The following is an 18955-nucleotide window of genomic DNA, read 5'->3' on the forward strand; positions in this document are numbered from 1 at the left end:
CTAGTTGAATTAGCGGTTTAGTTTAAACCGATGAGTAGTTTTTTTTCTTTTCTAAAGAAACCATTATATTGCCTTAAATAAGAAACGTATGAAAAATTTATTTTTTATAACAATTACAACGTTACTAATCTTTTCAGCTTGTAAGAGCAAGAAAGGAGCTGTATCTGATACTGCCTGTAATTCTTGTGAAGATGCTATCATTAGAAACTATGGCGATCCCGCCTTAGATGGTTGTGGGTGGGTTGTAGATGTTTCTTCAATAATTTATATGCCTAAAAATTTACTTCCCGAATTTTATGTAGATAGTTTAAACGTTAGAATTAAATATAATGTAGTAGAGCGAGTTAATTGTGGAATGGTTAAAGATGCATATCAGGCTATTTTTATAGAAGAAATTCAGAAGAAATAATATTAAAATTTTTATAAAAATTAAAACCCCTTCTCAATTATGAAAAGGGGTTTTTTATGGTACCGTGTTAGTACGTTTAATTTATAATTAATTGTTTGACTATTACATTTTGTGCTCCTTGAATAATTGCAAAATAACTTGATTTAGACAGCTCTGAAACATCAATCGATTGTTCAATTCCCATTTCTTTTAGATCCACCGTTTTAATCAACCTTCCAATCATATCATAAATTGAAATCGATTTCAATTCTAAATTTTCAGGATTGTTTAAATATAGCGTTTCAACAGTTGGGTTGGGATATAAAATAAGACTGTTTAATATCGAATTATCCGCCAATCCTAAAATCTCAACAACCGTAATTTTAAAAGTACAAAAAACGATGCTTCCATCCTCTAGTAAAACTGAAATTGTAATTTCATTCTCACCTACAGGTAATTGGGTTCCAGGATTAGGACTTTGATCTACTGCAACAAAATTGACATTACAAATATCAGAGACAACAGTTACATCATCTTCATAATCTAAAAGTTCGTATAAGGTTCCCTCAGGAACAGTTACCTCAAAATTTTCAGGACAACCAGCAACCGCGAGTTCTGTATCGTCTATAACCTCGACATATGCAATACAAGAACTAGTTAATCCATCAGTATCTGTAACTGTTAGTGTCACACTATTAAAACCAACGTCATCACAATTGAACGTGTCGATATCAATAGACATGGAAACTATTCCATCATCATCATAACTTCCTCCTTCAACATCATCTGCAACAATAGAAGCTTCTCCGTTAATATCCAGAGTAACAACATGTGTTTTACACACTGCATTTGGAGGGTTTAAACTACTTTCTTCATCTAAACAATTTCCAGCAGCTTCAATATTATTAAGAATCACAGCAGTTGGTTGTATACCAAAACCTTCATTAAAATTAATGCCAACTCCTTGGAGGTGACAGTAACTCATTAAAGTTCCACCAGCAGCAGGAAATCCAGGTAAAGGACAGTCGCCTTCGGTAAATCCAGAACAACCATCAATAGCCGTACTATCTCCATTCCAAACACAGGCATGCGTATGTCTTGAACCCATTAGATGGCCCATTTCATGGGTAACAACCATTACATTCCATGAGTAAATTGGAACATTCGGAACAAATGTTCCATTTAATCCAGAATAACATAAGCTTCTGTCAATATTTGAAGGACAAACTCCCGAAAAACCATCAGCTATTCCACCATAATTTTGCATCTCAACTAAATGGCCTAAGTCCCCATTTAAAAAATCTGTTTGGTTTTGAAATTTACCTAATTGACTAGAAGAGTTGCCTCCATCATAAGGATCTGGATTGACCCATATCAATAAATTGGAAGTTCGTGCTATAATACCATCACTTGCATACAACACATAACTTTGTGCAAAAAGACCTGTTAAAAAGGCAACTGTATTTGCAAGATTCCCACCATGTGTGTTATATACACTTTGTCCAGCTTCAATATATATGTCTAATTCATCTCCTGGGTCCTGTACACTTGGTGTTGCTAATTGTTCTGCGGTATACGCTACACCATCATCTTCTGTGGCACAAACAAATTCGTTAGTTAATTTTAAGTCACTATCATTATAAATAATATGATCGATGTCTGATTTTTTAAGTTTTCCAATAGTAAAATTACCTTCATCATTAGCGATAAAACCAATAATTTGAGATTCAAAAACACTTATTGAAACAAGCGAATTATCATTTCCTGCTATAATTCCACGATAGTGTTTTCCAAAGTCTACTTCATTTGTAATATCCTGTCCAGTATCAGTAAGGGCTTTGAAATTTGGCGAAAAAACAGATACTTGAATTAAATCAAGAGTAATAGTTTCACCATTAGATTTAAAGGGAATGGTCAGATTAATTTGTTTAGGATTTTGATCCAAAAACTCATTGAGCTTAGCTGGGTCAATTGTAACAATAATACCACCCTTTACAGTTTCTGAGTAATTTGCTGTAGCACTTTTAGTTTGTGAGTTAAAGATTTCAAAAGATTGAAATTCGCCAGAAATAGCTTTTGCATCTGTTATAACTTTGGACACTTTGCCTGTTCTTTTTTCCTGTGCCAATGTTAAAAAGGGCAAAAGAAGAACTAGTAAAATAATTTTTTTCATGAGATTTTTTTTAAGACTATAAAACAAATATAATGGTTTATTTTTTTTAATCTATTTGATTAATTTTAACATAGTAATGTTCAACTTGTTACATTAGTGGTTTTGTGACTCCTTCAGATTGTAATTAAATAGTGTATTGACTCCAAACAATTGTTTTAGGATTCTTCTTCAATCAGATTCGCAGTATCACAAATTACTATTTTATCAATAGTTCAGAATGGATCATGTTTTTGTTTTTAATCTGTAACAAATAAGTCCCGTTGCCTAATCCCGAAACATCCACATTAAAATTTTCTGAGTGGATATCCATAGTTAGTAATTTTTGATTAAGCATTGAATAAATTTCAAGTTGAGTCCCCAAAAATTCCAACGGAACCTTCACGGTTAATAAATCAGTCATCGGATTTGGATATACAGATACTACATTTAAATTGTTGTTATCTATTCCTAGAACTTCTTCCTGATAGACGCGTACATAATCAACTTCCATACTACTCTCTGTAAAATCAGGACTAATTTCTGGTAGAATTGCAACGTTTAGAAGCAAGTATTGATTCGTGTCAAATGGCCAGGTATCTCCATCCTGAAACGCCGGTTCATAGGTATAATGAACCACACCATCCACACTAAAGATGATCCTTTCCGAAGTCCATTCCATGGTATATACATGAAATCCAGTGGATGCAAACTGGATGAATTGTCCACCTTTATTAAAGGTGTCACCAAAACTAGATGGACTATGAATTGCACTTTGAACATAATCTTGATTATTTCCCCAATGTTCCATTATATCCAATTCACCACAAGCTGGCCAGAAAACGGTTCCATTGGAATTCGACCAGAAATTACCAGGCTCAATAATGTTTTGCCCTAGCGACCAGATGGCAGGCCATGTGCCTACGCCAGAAGGAAGTTTGGCACGCACATCAACCTTTCCGTAGGTAAATGCAAATTTTGAATTTAATCGAGCTGAGGTAAACTGTTTTGTAACCCCTTGGTCTGTAAAAAATTCTCTTTTAGCTACTAGTTTAAGTATTCCATTGCTTACGTACGAATTTGCCTCGCGATTCGTGTAATGTTGAACTTCACCATTATACCAACTACCACCATTTGGGAGTAGCGTTTGGTGATGCCAATTAGTACTATTTATTGCTCCATTCCCTTCAAATTCGTCAGACCAAATTAGTTCGTAGACTTGCGTTTGGCCGCAATATGAAATAGAAAATATAAAAAATATGACAAAATAAAAAGGGTTCATCTGATATCGATTGTTAATTAAAGGCACAAATTTTTAAAGATAATAAAAATACTAATTTTAATTTACTTAGGTGAATTTTTTAGAAATCAATTCACGGGTTCAAGACTCGACTAGAACGCAATTAATAATGTGTTGTCTTCAAACAAATGGAGAGAGGTTCCTGCTTTTGCAGAAATTGAAGGTGGTTGAATCTTAAACCAGTAAGAAGAGTTATAGGGAAAGGTTTCTTGTTTTTTTATTGAAGACTATATTTGGCCGCATTTTAACTTAAAAACAACTATTTCCTTGAAACGCGACAGTTTTATTTTATCTATATGGTAAAATTTGATTTAAGGCTATTAATTTTAAAACTGATTAGTACTCTTTATTAATTAATGATGTTAATGCTAGCATTAACAAATTTAATTAGAATCTATTTTTTGGTTAGTTAGTTGACCTGGCCTTTCTTATAAACTGATTTTTTGTGTAGGTATTAGAAAGGCCTTTTTTTAAAAGAATTTTGACCAATGCTGAACTAAACCCCATAAAAAGAACCCTAAAAAAATCATGGAAATTGTAAGTTTCATGAAGGTGGATGCTAGAAGTCCTAAAAAAGATCCAAAAGCTGCTTTAACTGCATGCTTTCCTTCCGTTTTATTAAAAGCCATTTCGCCTATTAAGGCTCCGAGAAAAGGACCTATTAGAATCCCAAAAGGGATTGGGGAAAGCAATCCAACGATTAAACCTATAGTTGTACCAATTGCTCCAGCCCGACTTCCACCAAATTTTTTTGTTCCGATAGCAGGAATAAAATAATCTAAAAAGAAAATAGTAATCGCTATAACAAGTGTAAAACCTAAAAAAACATAGCTTGATTCAACCGCATTGGTTAAATGCAACAATAGTAGCCCCATCCAACTAATAGGAGGTCCAGGAAGGATAGGTAATACACTACCCACAATTCCAACAACACATAAAAGTAAACCCGCAATAACTAAAAAAATATCCATATTCATGATAATAAGACGAAGGTACGAACTACATGTTACACTATTTTATAACTAAAAAATTAGTTTAAACTAATTTTTTAGTTATATTTGATAAATCGAAAATTTGATTCAATCGATTTGTTACCCTGAACTTGATTCAGGATCTATTAATAAATAAAAACAGATCCTCGCCTAGGCGAGGAATAAAATATGAACCGAGCCTGTTACTATTTTTAATTTGAAAGAGATTGATTTAAAGCGAACAGCATTTGACCTATTTAATAACATAATGAACCGAGCCTGTTACTATTTTTAATTTGAAAGAGATTGATTTAAAGCGAACAGCATTTGACCTATTTAATAAAATAATTTAAACATAATGAAACAACTTACCAAAGCAGAGGAAGATATAATGCAAGTTTTGTGGAAACTTGAGGAAGCAAATGTGGCAACAATTATAGATGAATTTCCAGAACCAAAACCAGCTTATAACACAGTTTCAACAATTGTTAGAATACTAGAAAGTAAAAACTTTGTTAGCTATCGCAAAGAGGGAAGAGGGCATATTTATTTTCCGAATGTGCAAAAAAGTGATTACAGTGATCAGTCCATTCATAAATTAATGGATGGTTATTTTCAGGGGTCATTTAAAAGCATGGTATCTTTTTTTATGAAAAAGAACGATATAAGTATTTCAGAAATGGAAACTATTATGAAAGAGATCAACAAAGAAAAATAGTAAGATGATACATTATATAATACAAATATTTGCATTCCAATTACTGTTTTTAATGGTGTATGATTTCTTTTTAAAAAAAGAAACATTCTTTAACTGGAATCGGTTTTACTTGATTATTACACCTATTTTAAGTATTGTTTTACCCTTCATTAAAATCAATGCAATTCAGGAAACGATCCCTCAAGAATATGTGATACAATTACCAGCTGTCATTATAGGAAGCTTTACGAATGAGTCAATTATCAACGCAGCTTGGTATTCTAATGCTACTATTTGGATGGTAATTTGGGGAATAGGGTTTGTACTCAGTCTTTTATTTTTTAGTAGAAAACAAGTTCAAATTAATCAATTAAAAAAGACAGGAATTAAAACAAGATGGGAAGGGATGAACATTATTACCTTACCAAAAACAGATACAGCTTTTTCTTATTTTAACACTATTTTTTTAGGAGAAGAACTTTCAGAAAAACAAAAATCAACGATATTATTGCATGAAAAAATACATGTATCAGACAAACATTCTATTGATTTACTTTGGTTTGAGATACTTCGAATCGTTTTGTGGTTTAATCCTCTTGTGTATATATATCAAAAACGAATGGTAATCCTTCAAGAATTTATTGCAGATGCAAATGTTGCTTCTCAAAAGGATAAAGCTAGTTATTATCAAGATTTATTATCTCAGGTATTTAATACCGAAGCAATTTCATTTATCAATCCATTTTTTAATCATTCATTAATCAAAAAACGAATCATTATGTTACAAAAATCAAAATCAAGTAAATTTTTAAAATTAAAGTACTTATTATTAGTACCCATTGTATGCTCAATGCTAGTGTATTCTTCATGTACGCAAGAAACGAAAGCACAAAATCAAACGGCTGAAATTGTTGAAACAAAAACAGATTCTAAAAGTAAAATATTGAAAAATATTGAAGCACTCACTGAGTCTATTGCTGAAAAAGGTGAAATAACAGAGGAAGAAGAATATGCATTAAAAGAATTGATGGTGTTAACTGATGGGAATGGACTAGATAGTCCTTATTATGAAGACGTTAAGGACTTTATTTCGATGCCGTTTGGTGTGATTAATAAAGTGCCTACCTATCCAGGTTGTACAGGAAATAATGAAGAATTAAAAAAATGTTTTTCAAAAAGTATCACACAATATGTAGCCAATGAGTTTAATACAGAAGTTGGAAAGGAAAGTAATATTTCTGGAAAACAACGAATTGCAATAAAGTTTAAAATAGACAACACCGGGAAAGTTACTAGTATAAAAGCAAGAGCTCCAGCACCAGAATTAGAAAAAGAAGCAATTCGTGTAATTAACGCATTACCTCAAATGTTACCAGGAGAGCATGAAGGTAAAAAGGTTGGGGTACTATATTCTTTGCCAATCATTTTTGATATTATGGAATAAATTAGTGATTTATTTCCTTTAAAAAAGCCGAAACAATTAATGTTTCGGCTTTTTATGTTATGGTTTTCAGGTAATGAGATAATGATTTACTATTTTTAGCCTATGAATAAATACAGTATCATACTAATTTTATCACTTTTACTTGGGAATATTTCAAATGTACTTGCTCAAAATATAAATTGGCTGAGTATTGAAGAGTTAGAAACTGCTCAAGCGAACGAAGCCCGTAAAGTACTGATAGATGTATATACTGAATGGTGTGGTTGGTGTAAAAAAATGGATAAAACTACCTTTAAAGATAAAGTATTAGTCGACTATGTTAAGGATAACTTTTACTGTGTGAAGTTTGATGGAGAAGATAAAAACCTTATTAATTATAGGGGCTACGAGTTTAAATATGTTCCTAATGGAAGAAGAGGTTATAACGAATTAGCTTATGAACTCTTAAGAGGAAAAATGAGTTATCCTTCCATTGTTTTTTTAGATGAAAACCTTGACATACTGCAGCCTTTTAAAGGGTTTAGAACAGCGGAAGAATTATTGCCAATTATAAAATACTTAGGAGAGGATATCTATAAGAATACGAGTTGGACTGAATATATGAATGAATCTAAAGGAAAGAAATAAACCGAATGAAAAAGTGGCTGGTTTACATGCTTTGTGTTATTGGATTTAGTTCCTGTCGATATTTTGAAACAGAAAAAATTTCAAAAGAATCCTTCCTTGAAGAAGAACTGAAAAGTATAACTTGGAATGAAATAGATCAATATCCTGTTTTTTTAGCTTGCGAAAATCTGATTGAAAAAGCAGCTCAAAAAACTTGTTTTGAATCTAACTTAACTAGACATTTATATCAAGCCATTCCTTCGGAAGAAATTAAAGTTACAGATGATATAAACGATACTGTAAAAGTTTATTTTTCAATTAATAATCAAGCCGAATTATCTATTATTGAAATAAAAATGGATCCTATAACAAAAGCACATTTGCCTTTATTAGAAACATGGTTTTTAGAAAGCATTAAAGATTTATCCCTTATTGCTCCTGCCTATAAAAGAGGGATTCCGGTTGAAACTAACTTTATTTTACCGGTGATTATTCAAACAAAGAATTAAAGATTAAATTTATATCCTAGAGTAAGGTCCAAAGGAAATTCTCCATTGTTATCTAAACCTAAGCCGATAATGTCGTTATATAAAAAAGTTAAATAACCATTTCCGAGGGCATAATCAAAACCAATTCCAAAATTACCTAAGGCTTGAAAATCTCCCGAAGAATCGGGAACAATAGAAACTGTATCATCATCATTATCCACTGGAATATCTCTTGAGATATTAGTATAAGCAGCAAATTTTGTATTTATAAAAATATCGAACGTTTCTTTCTTAATAAATTTAAATCGATAGTTTAAGGAAACTTGTGATGAAGAAAATTTATAATCTGAATGTTCAAATGTTTGTTTAAATCGAACCACTAATGCATGCCTAGGAAAAGAAGATTCCATCAATTCAAAATCGATTCCTGCAACCGTTAATAAAGTGTTATCTGGATTACTTACATAGATATTATTTGAAACTCCAAGAAATCCACCTAAACGTGTATTTAATTTAATAGAAGCAGCGTTGTTTACTGTAGAGTTGGTACTGTGGTTATAAGAATCAAAAAAGTATTTTAAACTTGAAAGTGTAAATTCAATATTATCAATGCCAACTTGATTTTCTGAAGTTTGTATTTTAAGCGTCTCTTTATATTCTTCTTGAAAAGTGCCATTAACATCTAAATTCTTAAGTTCAACAATAGCATCTCCTTTTTTCGAAAAATAACGATTTTCATTATCAATTACATTCCACAATAAGGTGAGTAATCCTTCAGCTTCAATATTTAATTGATAGGTTGTGCCGTCAACGGTATATTCGTTTTGAGCTTGTGCTGAGTCAACTGTAAATAATAAACTAAGAATTAAAAAAAAGAGTAGGTTTTTCATCTTTAATAATTTTTAAGGGCTTGATTTAGTTAGGCTAAAGATAAAAAATTTTATTCAGATGTTCTTGAAATAAATTTGATTACCACGGAATCAATACGTTTCTATTTGTTAAATGTTCTTTTCTTCCAGGTATACCTCCCATTTAAACTCCCAAAGACTACAATAATCGTAATGAAAGGATATAAAATCTCACTAATTAAAAATGATAAAGGATTAAATTTTAAACTAAAGTTGGAAGTATGTTTATAGATAATTATACCATCAATCATTATTTTTAAAACAAATAAGACAGCGAAATAAAACCCATACTCAATATCGATAAAACATAGAATAGCCGCTAAAATAATAATTAGATTTACTAAGAACACGAGTAATCCTAAAGCCCTTGTTTTAATACTTTTCTGCTTCGTTGTTTTTGAAGCCCATCGGATTCGTTGTGTAATAATTTCGGCCCATGTTTTTTCAGCTTTTGTAATCACCATCGCTTCAATAGACTTTACAAATGCTACCTTAGATTTACTTTCATTTACAAACTTTTCTAATAGAAAAATATCATCTCCACTTGCCAAATGATCATTTCCATCAAAGCCATTTACTTTGATAAACGCTTCTTTTTTATATCCAAAATTTGCACCATTACTTAACAATGGAGATTGTAACCCAAAACAACCTATCGTAGTTGCTTGTAAACTAAAATTATCCAATTGCTGATAAGAGTTTATCAAGCTATTATCTTTCAAATAACTAACAGGTCCAACCACCATATTAGGTTCTTTCTTCTGAATAAAAGCATCAAATGTGCTAAGCCATTTAGAAGGTAACATACAGTCAGCGTCGGTCGTAATTATCCATGGGTATTTGGCAATTTTAATAGCTAAAGATATTGCGTCTTTTTTTGGGGAATTTGATGTATGCTGATTTGCTATTATTTGAAAATCAGTTTGAATATTTGAGTGTATCTTAAAAAATTCTTCAATGAGTTTTACTGAATGATCTTCAGAGGTATCGTCAACAAAAATAATTTCAAAGTGATTGAAAGAATATTTTAATTCAGCAATAGACTTTAATAATTCAGGTAAATTTTCAGCTTCATTCCGAAAGGGAATTATAATTGAAAATTTTGTTTTTAGAGAAATTTCTTCAGTAAGAGTATTCTTAACTATTGGAACTTTTTGATACCCTATGAATAGAGCGATCATGATGATGATATACAAACAAAAAATGATGTAACTAGCTAGTATCATATAGTTTCAGGACGGTAAGTAAACATAAATATTCCACCAACAATAGAAGGGATAACAAAATTTAATATCCACATGGATAAAACGGTGCAGAGAACAGGTGTTTCAGAAATGCCTACAAACGAAAAAAGCCACACTGCAGCGCCTCCTCTAACTACAACATCAAATATAAAAATGGTGGGGACAATCGAAACCAATAAGTACATTGAAAAAATAATAGGTATTGCTTGATAAAGTGATAAGTCAATACCAAAAAACAGTAATAATCTATAAAAGAGAAAGCAAAAAATTACATATCGTAAAAATGAAAATAAAATGGTTTTAACCTTAACCGAAGTCTTTATGTTTTTTAAATACTTTAAAATTTTAGCGATAGATAAGCCTTTAATAATAAGTGCTTGTTCTTTGAAAATATAACCTAAAATAAATAAACCTACACAACCAATTACTATACTTATTATTTTTAAAATTGAATATTCTATTGAGTATAACAATGTCATATATAGTAACCCAAAAACACCAAATAGTGTTGTAATTCCCATTTGAGCGGCATTAGAAAAAAAGTTAAGAACTAGTATTTGTTTCCTTTCTTCTTTTTTAAAATAAAAAGCTTTTGCTCCATAATCACCTATTCTGTTAGGGGTTGCGAGAGAAATTGTTAAGGCAGATAAACTTTGTTTTAAAGAAGTTAAAAAAGTAATATTTTGAATTTTTGAAACTAAAACTTTCCATTTCATGATTTCAAAAAACCAATTAGCAGATGCTAACAAAAGGAATAACATGAGGTAAGCAAATGAATGCTTGTTTTTTTGTAGCGCCTCTATAATGATCTCTTGATAATGTTGTGAGTCATTCTTATAAAGTTTCGAATAAATATAAATAAGAGTCAGCCCTAAAATTAAAATTTTTAGGGCTACAAGAAGATATTGTTTAGATTTGTAATTGCTAGCAAACATCAAAAGCTAAATTACTATAATTATAATTGTTTTATCTTTAAACTTATTGTCAATTATAATACTTTTAAACCTTCGGAAGCGACAATTTTATGAGTACAGAAAAAATCATATTAGGAATTGACCCAGGAACAACAATCATGGGTTTTGGACTTATAAAAGTAGTAAATAAGCAAATGCAATTTTTACAACTAAATGAGCTTCAATTAAAAAAATATGATGACCATTATGTGAAGCTTAAACTCATTTTTGAGCGAACTATAGAACTCATCGATACACATCATCCAGATGAAATTGCTATTGAGGCGCCTTTCTTCGGAAAAAATGTACAGTCTATGTTAAAACTAGGAAGAGCTCAAGGAGTCGCTATGGCAGCAGGATTGTCTAGAGATATTCCTATTACTGAATACTCTCCTAAAAAAATTAAAATGGCGATCACAGGAAATGGAAACGCAAGCAAAGAACAAGTTGCTAAAATGCTGCAAAGCCTTTTGCAATTAAAAGAATTGCCAAAAAATTTAGATAGCACCGATGGGTTAGCCGCTGCCGTTTGTCATTTTTATAATGCAGGAAAGATAACCATTGGTAAAAGTTATACGGGCTGGGATGCTTTTGTAAAACAGAATGAAGGAAGAGTAAAAAAATAATATAATGGTTGATTTAGAGCAATTAAAATATCCCGTTGAAAAAGTTATTATTAATGCAAAAAAGTTTCAGTATTAAATATGTCAGGAATCTATATTCATATTCCATTTTGCAAACAAGCTTGTCATTATTGCAATTTTCATTTCTCTACCTCTTTAAAGCGGAAAGAAGAGATGATAGCTGCAATTTGCAAAGAATTATCACTTCGGAAAGAAGAGCTTGCTAGCCCTTTAAAAACAATTTATTTTGGAGGTGGAACGCCTAGTTTACTTTCAGAAAAAGAAATCAATCATATTTTTGAAACAATAAAGGAGCATTTTGGGGTAGAAAATGATGCTGAAATTACCTTAGAAGCAAATCCAGATGATTTAACGAAAGATGTAATTAAGCAACTTGCCAAAAGTCCCATAAACAGATTAAGTATAGGGGTTCAATCTTTTTTTGAAGAAGACCTAAAACTCATGAATAGAGCTCATTCTGAAAAGGAAGCCAAAGAATCGATCATTGGAGCCAAACAGTATTTCGATAATATAAGTATTGATCTTATTTATGGAGTTCCAGGGGTGAGTAATCAACGTTGGGAACAAAATTTAAAGATAGCACTATCCTTGCAAGTGCCTCATATTTCAAGTTATGCATTAACAGTTGAGCCAAAAACAGCCTTTGAATCTTTTATTAAAAAAGGTAAAATTATTCCAACCTTAGACTCAGATTTTAAGGAGCAATACGAACTGCTTTTATCAACAATGAAGGAAGCAGGATTCGTAAATTATGAATTTTCAAGCTTTAGCAAAGAAGGCTATTTCTCAAAAAATAACACCGCATATTGGCAGGGCAAATCGTATATAGGCATTGGCCCTTCAGCGCATTCATTTGATGGGAAATATAGAAGTTGGAATGTTTCTAACAATATTAAATACATTCAAAGTATTTCAGAAGAAAAGCTACCTATAGAAAGAGAATTACTCAGTGTAAAAGATCGCTATAATGAATATGTTATGATCGGTTTACGGACCATGTGGGGCATTTCACTTATTAAAATAGAAACTGATTTTGGAAAAAACTTTGTTCAATATGTACTAAATCAAGCCCAAAAAGCGATAGAAGATGAACTCGTTATTCTAAAGGAGGATAACTTGATGATTAGTGAAAAAGGAAAGTTTTTATGTGATGGAATTGCTTCCGATTTATTTATGATCGATTAAAATTGTTTACTTTTAAAGCATGAAGAGCACCCTACAAATAGGAAATGAATCATATACTATTGATCTATCAAATCCTTTAGATATTTCTTTACCACTACAAGCTTCAGTTAAAAACCCTATCGCTTGGTATTTAGATGCCCCAAAAATTGAACCAGTGGTGATGGGCGATTGGATTGCAAAAGTGAGTGAAGGTGCTTCTGTAAACTTTAATAATATTGCTTTCAATCCTCATGCTCATGGCACGCATACTGAGTGTATTGGGCATATTTCTAAAGAATTTTATTCTATAAATGATACTTTAAAAACGTTCTTTTTTACTGCTGAAGTAATTTCAGTAAGTCCAGAAAAAGAAGGGGATGATTTAATTATTACGGAACAACAAATTAAAGAGCATTTAGAAAATAAAAACCCTCAAGCTTTAATTATAAGAGTATTGCCAAATACTGCTTCAAAAAAATCAAAAAAATATTCAAATACAAATTGGCCGTATTTGCATCAAAAAGCAGCTGCTTTTATTCGAAAAAAAGGAATAGAACACTTATTAATTGACTTACCTTCGGTAGATAAGGAAAAAGATGAGGGAAAATTATTAGCGCATAAAGCTTTTTGGAATTACCCTAAAAACCCACGTTTTCAATCAACTATTACCGAACTTATATATGTGCCAAATAATATAAAAGACGGTTCTTATATATTAAATCTTATGATTGCATCCTTTCATAATGATGCAACACCCAGCAAACCTATTTTATATAAATTAGAAAGATGATTCTTACATGGCGAATTAGTATTTTGCTTTTATTCATGGGCTGTAATCTGTTGAATTCACAAGACTATGAACTCGTCGATGCAACCATTTCATTATATCCAACTACCTGCAATAATCCCAAAATTCTTTCTAAATTTATTAGTCGTGATTTTACTTCAGAAGAAGATAAATTGAGGGCTATTTATAGTTGGATTATTCAGAATGTAGCTTACCATCCAGACGAATATAAAAAGTTCAATTATAAATTTACAAATTATAGAGAACGCAATCAGAAAGAAGAAAATATACGAAATAAAATTATTAATAGAACCGTTAAAAAAGGAGTGGCAGTTTGCGAAGGATATGCAATGCTATTTGAACGCCTTTGCGAACTACAAGGCATTCAAAATTATTTAGTTCGAGGGGATACAAAGACAAATTTCAATGATATTGGAAGATCATTTAATAGAAACCACATGTGGAATGTAGCCTATATTGACGGAAAACCTTTTCTGTTTGATCCTACTTGGGGAGCAGGTAAATTCCATGAAAAATTTATAAAAGAGCCCAGTTTTTTCTACTATAAAACAGATCCTAATTTATTTATAAAAAGTCACTACCCAGATGTATTTGAAGATGCTTTTGTTTCTGAAAATATATCAAGAAACGATTTTTCAAATATGCCTCTATTAATAAAAGAAAATTTAGTTTTAAGTGATGTAGAAACCCCTAAAACGGGTATTTTATATGAAGATGAATATTTTGGGGATATACCTTTTACTATTAAAAATGTTTCACCTAAAAATATATCTTATTCCTATGGGGGAGAAAAAATTTCTTTAGAAAAATTTACTATTAAAGATGAAGTGATATCGTTTAACATTCCACTTCAAATAGGAGTGAAAATCTTGTTAATTTATTTTGACGATCAACCTGTCTTAGGGTATGTAATAAAGTAGTTATGAATATTGAAGAATTTAGAGAATATTGTATTGCTAAAAAAGGAGTCACAGAATCTTTCCCTTTCGATGAAAAAACGCTGGTTTTTAAAGTGATGGAAAAAATATTTGCTTTATCCAGTCTGGAAAATCAGCCATCTAAAGCTAATTTAAAATGTGATCCAGAGCGATCTATAACGCTGCGTGAGGAATATGATGGTTTGATAACTCCAGGTTTTCATATGAGTAAATTGCATTGGAATACAGTGGAACTAGAAATGAATATTCCTCATAAATTACTTTGTGAATTAATCGATCATTCCTATGATTTGGTGGTCAATAAACTAACAAAAAAGCTAAAAGAAGAACTCAATCAATTGAATTGATTTTTATATTCTTTTGGCGTCTTCTCTATTAATTGCTTAAACGTTCTATTAAAATTTGAAATGTTTTGAAAGCCTGTCATTTCAGCAATTTCTGCTATAGTAATTTCATTATTTCCCTGCAATAATTTGCAAGCTTCTTCTATCCGTAACTCATTTAAAAATGTAATATAGGTTTTATTGGTACGCTTTTTAAAATATTTGCAAAAAGCATTTTTGGTCATGGCTGCTTGTTGAGATATACGTTCTAAAGTAATTTCATTTTGAAAATTATTGATAGTGTATTCAAAAACGGCACTCATTCTCCTTCCTTCATTATCACTGTACTTTTTTAATGACACAAATGAAGAAAGACTTTTGTGAGTTGATTTATTTAACTCTTTTAATAATTGAAAAAATAAAACAAACCGATCTAATTTTGAGGCTTTGTATAATTGTTTAAATATTCTTCCTGGTTTTTCTGTGTTTTTTGAAATGATAAAACCATTCTCAGTCTTATTAAAAAAAGAGGTAAGTGGTTTTAATTCTTCCGTATTAAAAAATGATTCCCCAAAAGTATTCTTTGTGAAAAAGATAGAAATCATATGAGAATTTTCAGATTTTTTAAGATCACTTTTAAATACATGCGGTAAGTTTTCTCCTAAAACAATGATATCATTTTCTTTAAATGAACTAATAGTATCACCCACAATTAAAGTCCCGCTACCTTTTAAAATTAAACTAATTTGAAACTCTTCATGTTGATGAAGTAACTCATAAAATAAGGTTCCTTTGTCTTCTTGTAATTGAATGGAGTCTCTTTTATACTTCGGAATTGTAAAGGGTAAAACTTTCATAGTGTGTTTATACTATTCAAAATTACGAATAAAATTAAAATTATAGATACTATAGTATCATGTTTGGATAAAAGCACATTATTTATTTACTCTATATTTAAATAATTTTACTAAAAAATTAGAGTAATTCTTATCCTTATATAAGAATTAAAATCTCTATCATTTAATTAACTATTCTATTGTCTCCTTGAGCATTAACGAATACAAAATAAGTTTTGTGTGAAGTTAGCTTACAGAGTAAGTCGAAAGGTTTTTAATTTGAAGTTTTATTTATAAATTAAAAGATACCCACTTTCGTGGGCAATACTATGAAAATCAATTGGGAAGGCGTAATGCCAGCGGTTACTACTAAGTTTACTGATACAGATGAACTTGATTTAGAAATGTTTAAAGTGAACTTAAAAGCTCAGTTAGATGCAGGGGTTCATGGAATAGTATTGGGAGGAACTTTAGGGGAAGCCAGTACGTTAACAGATGAAGAAAAACGAATTCTAACTCGTGAAACTGTCGAGTTTGTAAATGGAAAAGTTCCTGTTTTAATTAACATTGCAGAACAATCTACCAAAGGTGCTATTGATGCCGCACGAAAAGCAACCGAAGATGGCGCGAGTGGTCTAATGATGTTGCCTCCTATGCGATATAAAGCGGGTGACAGAGAAACGGTAGAATACTTTAAAGCAGTTGCAAACAGTACTTCATTACCAATTATGGTCTATAATAATCCTGTAGATTATAAAATAGAAGTAACCTTAGATATGTTCGATGAATTATTAGCATGCGATAACATCGAAGCTGTAAAAGAATCCACTAGAGATATATCTAATGTAACCCGAATTAAAAACCGTTTTGGAGATCGTTTAAGTATTCTTACAGGAGTAGATACTTTGGCTTTAGAGAGTTTATTAATGGGAGCCGATGGTTGGGTTGCAGGTTTGGTTTGTGCGTTTCCAGCAGAAACAGTAGCAATTTATGAACTTCAGAAAGCAGGAAGAATTCAAGAAGCAATTGAGATTTATCGCTGGTTTTTACCTTTGTTAGAGTTGGATATAAACCCTAAATTAGTACAAAATATTAAACTAGCTGAAGTTGCTACAGGAATAGGAACAGAAAATGTTAGAGCGCCTCGATTAACACTAATTGGTGCCGAAAGAGCGCATGTGTTAAAAGTAATTGAAGAGGGTTTAAAAAATCGACCAGAACTTCCAGCGTATAAAAATTTATAATGTTAGAGATAAGACCCACTTGCGAAAATTGCAATAAAAAATTACCTTTCGATGCTAAAGATGCAATGATTTGTACTTTTGAATGTACTTTTTGCCAAGACTGTGTCAAAAATATATTAGAAGAGGTGTGCCCTAATTGTGGCGGTAATTTTGTAGATCGCCCTATTAGACCTAAAAATCTCTTAGAAAAATATCCTGTTTCTGAAAAAATTGTAATCAAACCAGTCGATATTGATAAACATTACCAACTAATAAAAAAAATAAAATGACTACAGGTGAAAATCATATAGGAAATCAACGTTCTGCTAAAGGAACAAAAACATATAAAACATTCAATCCTTTACTAAACATAGAAAACGATCAAGTTTTCTATGAAGCAACTTCCGAAGAAATTAATCAAGCAGTTGATTTAGCTTCTGATGCTTTTAAAGTATTCAGTAAAAAATCTCCCAAGGAAAAAGCAATTTTTTTACGTGCTATAACGGAAGAAATTCTAGCAATGGGAGACGATTTAATTGCAATGTATCAATCTGAAACTGGCTTACCAGAAGGAAGAGCAAAAGGAGAAAGAGGAAGAACCATCGGGCAATTAATAAGTTTTGCAGACATGTTAGAAGATGGTAATTGGGTAGAAGCTACGATTGACACAGCCGATTTAGATAGAGCTCCTATTCCAAAACAAGATATTCGAAAAATGTTAATTCCATTAGGTCCTGTAGTTGTTTTTGGAGCAAGTAACTTCCCCTTTGCCTATTCAACAGCAGGTGGAGATACTGCCTCTGCATTAGCAGCCGGTTGTCCTGTGATTTGCAAATCGCATCCTATGCATGCTGGAACCAGTGAAATGGTTTCAGAAGCAATTAATAGAGCTGCTATAAAAACTGGAATGCCTACGGGTGTTTTTTCAAATTTAAATAGTTCAGGGATTGAAGTAGGAGTAGAATTGGTTAAACATCCAGGAGTAAAAGCAGTTGGATTTACAGGAAGTATCAAGGGAGGAAGAGCTTTATACAATATAGCTTCTGAACGTCCAGAACCTATTCCGGTTTTTGCCGAAATGGGAAGTGTTAATCCCGTGGTTTTATTACCTGAGGCAATTCAAAAAAGAGGAGAAGCTTTAGCAAAAACATATGCTGGATCTATCACTTTAGGAACTGGACAATTTTGTACCAATCCAGGCTTACTTATAGGAATTAAAAGCGATGGCTTTTCCACCTTTATTGATACACTTTCTTCTGAAATTATTAAGATTTCTCCTTCGTGTATGTTACATCCAAATATCATTGGAAATTACGAAAGAAATAAAGAAAATGCGCTGCAGCAAAACGGATTGTTGGTAACTGCAGACTATACGGATGAAGTTTCAACCAACTATGCAAGACAAACGATTGTTACTGTTGAAGGGGCTACATTTTTAGAAAATACGACTTTACATCAGGAGGTATTTGGACCATTTTCTATGGTGGTACAATGTAAAGATGCACATGAGTTAGAAACTATTATTCAACAGTTGGAAGGGCAACTTACAGGGACCATTTTAGCCGAGCAAGAAGAGTTGGCAAAGTATTCTTCTATTGTTGATGCACTTCAAAATAGAGTAGGTAGAATTATATTTAATGGAGTGCCAACAGGAGTTGAAGTATGCCCAGCGATGTTACACGGAGGACCTTATCCGTCTTCAACGGATAGTAGGTTTACAGCGGTTGGACTTCATGCTGTAAAGAGATGGGTGCGTCCATTTAGTTTTCAAAGCTGGCCTAATTCATTATTACCAGACGAATTGAAAGATGAAAATCCTTTAGAAATTCTTAGATTGGTCAATGGAAATAACACTAAAAGCAAAATTTAAA

General features: G+C 31.6%; 20 protein-coding genes. 13 read left to right on the top strand and 7 right to left on the bottom strand.

The window, feature by feature from the left end; genetic code table 11:
- Positions 1-88 precede the first annotated feature (88 nt).
- Positions 89-409 carry a hypothetical protein gene (locus ABXT64_RS07160; RefSeq protein WP_443632248.1) on the top strand — a complete coding sequence of 107 codons (321 nt, stop codon included), beginning with the start codon at positions 89-91 and terminating at the stop codon, positions 407-409.
- A gap of 76 nt (positions 410-485) precedes the next feature.
- On the opposite strand, the gene ABXT64_RS07165 is transcribed toward ABXT64_RS07160, so the two are convergent.
- The 3 genes from ABXT64_RS07165 to ABXT64_RS07175 form a co-directional block, all read right to left on the bottom strand.
- Entirely contained in the window at positions 486-2561 is a 2076-nt protein-coding gene (locus ABXT64_RS07165) for a M12 family metallo-peptidase (protein WP_443632249.1), read from the bottom strand.
- Positions 2562-2757: 196 nt separating this feature from the next.
- Entirely contained in the window at positions 2758-3819 is a 1062-nt protein-coding gene (locus ABXT64_RS07170; RefSeq protein ID WP_443632250.1) for a family 16 glycosylhydrolase, read from the bottom strand.
- A gap of 488 nt (positions 3820-4307) precedes the next feature.
- Positions 4308-4808: a DUF456 domain-containing protein gene (locus tag ABXT64_RS07175; protein ID WP_443632251.1), complete on the bottom strand. Its 501-nt coding sequence runs from the start codon at positions 4806-4808 to the stop codon at positions 4308-4310.
- 358 nt (positions 4809-5166) lie between these two features.
- On the opposite strand from ABXT64_RS07175, the gene ABXT64_RS07180 reads away from it, so the two are divergent.
- The 4 genes from ABXT64_RS07180 to ABXT64_RS07195 all read left to right on the top strand — a co-directional run bounded on the left by ABXT64_RS07180 (position 5167) and on the right by ABXT64_RS07195 (position 8064).
- Positions 5167-5526 (top strand): BlaI/MecI/CopY family transcriptional regulator, encoded by a 360-nt coding sequence (locus tag ABXT64_RS07180; protein WP_443632252.1) that lies wholly within the window; start codon positions 5167-5169, stop codon positions 5524-5526.
- Positions 5527-5530: 4 nt separating this feature from the next.
- Positions 5531-6949, top strand: coding sequence for a M56 family metallopeptidase (locus ABXT64_RS07185; RefSeq protein WP_443632253.1), 1419 nt, complete (start codon positions 5531-5533; stop codon positions 6947-6949).
- 102 nt (positions 6950-7051) lie between these two features.
- Positions 7052-7576, top strand: coding sequence for a thioredoxin family protein (locus tag ABXT64_RS07190; protein WP_443632254.1), 525 nt, complete (start codon positions 7052-7054; stop codon positions 7574-7576).
- A 5-nt stretch (positions 7577-7581) separates the two neighbouring features.
- Positions 7582-8064, top strand: coding sequence for a hypothetical protein (locus ABXT64_RS07195; RefSeq protein ID WP_443632255.1), 483 nt, complete (start codon positions 7582-7584; stop codon positions 8062-8064).
- Here the strand turns inward: ABXT64_RS07195 and ABXT64_RS07200 are convergent.
- The 3 genes from ABXT64_RS07200 to ABXT64_RS07210 all read right to left on the bottom strand — a co-directional run bounded on the left by ABXT64_RS07200 (position 8061) and on the right by ABXT64_RS07210 (position 11130).
- The gene (locus tag ABXT64_RS07200; RefSeq protein ID WP_443632256.1) at positions 8061-8933 is read right to left on the bottom strand and encodes a hypothetical protein; all 873 of its coding nucleotides are present in this window, start codon (positions 8931-8933) and stop codon (positions 8061-8063) included. The two genes, ABXT64_RS07195 and ABXT64_RS07200, sit on opposite strands and share 4 nt — an antisense overlap.
- Before the next feature lie 101 nt (positions 8934-9034).
- Entirely contained in the window at positions 9035-10132 is a 1098-nt protein-coding gene (locus ABXT64_RS07205; protein WP_443632257.1) for a glycosyltransferase, read from the bottom strand.
- Positions 10133-10173: 41 nt separating this feature from the next.
- Entirely contained in the window at positions 10174-11130 is a 957-nt protein-coding gene (locus ABXT64_RS07210) for a lysylphosphatidylglycerol synthase domain-containing protein (RefSeq protein WP_443632258.1), read from the bottom strand.
- Between the two features lie 89 nt (positions 11131-11219).
- Here ABXT64_RS07210 and ruvC point away from each other — a divergent pair, with 89 nt between their 5' ends.
- The 5 genes from ruvC to ABXT64_RS07235 all read left to right on the top strand — a co-directional run bounded on the left by ruvC (position 11220) and on the right by ABXT64_RS07235 (position 15049).
- Positions 11220-11774: a crossover junction endodeoxyribonuclease RuvC gene (ruvC, locus tag ABXT64_RS07215; RefSeq protein WP_443632259.1), complete on the top strand. Its 555-nt coding sequence runs from the start codon at positions 11220-11222 to the stop codon at positions 11772-11774.
- A gap of 78 nt (positions 11775-11852) precedes the next feature.
- On the top strand, positions 11853-12977 hold the full coding sequence (gene hemW / locus ABXT64_RS07220; protein WP_443632260.1) for a radical SAM family heme chaperone HemW: 1125 nt from the start codon (positions 11853-11855) through the stop codon (positions 12975-12977).
- Between the two features lie 19 nt (positions 12978-12996).
- Positions 12997-13746: a cyclase family protein gene (locus ABXT64_RS07225; RefSeq protein WP_443632261.1), complete on the top strand. Its 750-nt coding sequence runs from the start codon at positions 12997-12999 to the stop codon at positions 13744-13746.
- A complete protein-coding gene (locus ABXT64_RS07230) occupies positions 13743-14684 on the top strand; it encodes a transglutaminase domain-containing protein (RefSeq protein ID WP_443632262.1) in 942 nt (313 codons plus the stop codon). The genes ABXT64_RS07225 and ABXT64_RS07230 overlap by 4 nt, the downstream gene beginning before the upstream one ends.
- Positions 14685-14686: 2 nt before the next feature.
- On the top strand, positions 14687-15049 hold the full coding sequence (locus ABXT64_RS07235) for an MmcQ/YjbR family DNA-binding protein (protein ID WP_443632263.1): 363 nt from the start codon (positions 14687-14689) through the stop codon (positions 15047-15049).
- Here ABXT64_RS07235 and ABXT64_RS07240 read toward each other — a convergent pair.
- The gene (locus ABXT64_RS07240; RefSeq protein WP_443632264.1) at positions 15037-15882 is read right to left on the bottom strand and encodes an AraC family transcriptional regulator; all 846 of its coding nucleotides are present in this window, start codon (positions 15880-15882) and stop codon (positions 15037-15039) included. The two genes, ABXT64_RS07235 and ABXT64_RS07240, sit on opposite strands and share 13 nt — an antisense overlap.
- Before the next feature lie 308 nt (positions 15883-16190).
- Here ABXT64_RS07240 and ABXT64_RS07245 point away from each other — a divergent pair, with 308 nt between their 5' ends.
- From ABXT64_RS07245 to ABXT64_RS07255, 3 genes are read left to right on the top strand one after another with little or no spacing between them, the layout of a single operon-like run.
- Entirely contained in the window at positions 16191-17105 is a 915-nt protein-coding gene (locus ABXT64_RS07245; RefSeq protein WP_443632265.1) for a dihydrodipicolinate synthase family protein, read from the top strand.
- Entirely contained in the window at positions 17105-17374 is a 270-nt protein-coding gene (locus ABXT64_RS07250) for a DUF1272 domain-containing protein (RefSeq protein ID WP_443632266.1), read from the top strand. The genes ABXT64_RS07245 and ABXT64_RS07250 overlap by 1 nt, the downstream gene beginning before the upstream one ends.
- Complete coding sequence (locus ABXT64_RS07255) at positions 17371-18954, top strand: aldehyde dehydrogenase (NADP(+)) (RefSeq protein WP_443632267.1); 1584 nt, start codon at positions 17371-17373, stop codon at positions 18952-18954. The genes ABXT64_RS07250 and ABXT64_RS07255 overlap by 4 nt, the downstream gene beginning before the upstream one ends.
- Position 18955 lies beyond the last annotated feature (1 nt).

Origin of the sequence: Candidatus Marifrigoribacter sp. Uisw_064, from assembly GCF_047730175.1 — a bacterium.
Lineage (GTDB): Bacteria > Bacteroidota > Bacteroidia > Flavobacteriales > Flavobacteriaceae > Marifrigoribacter.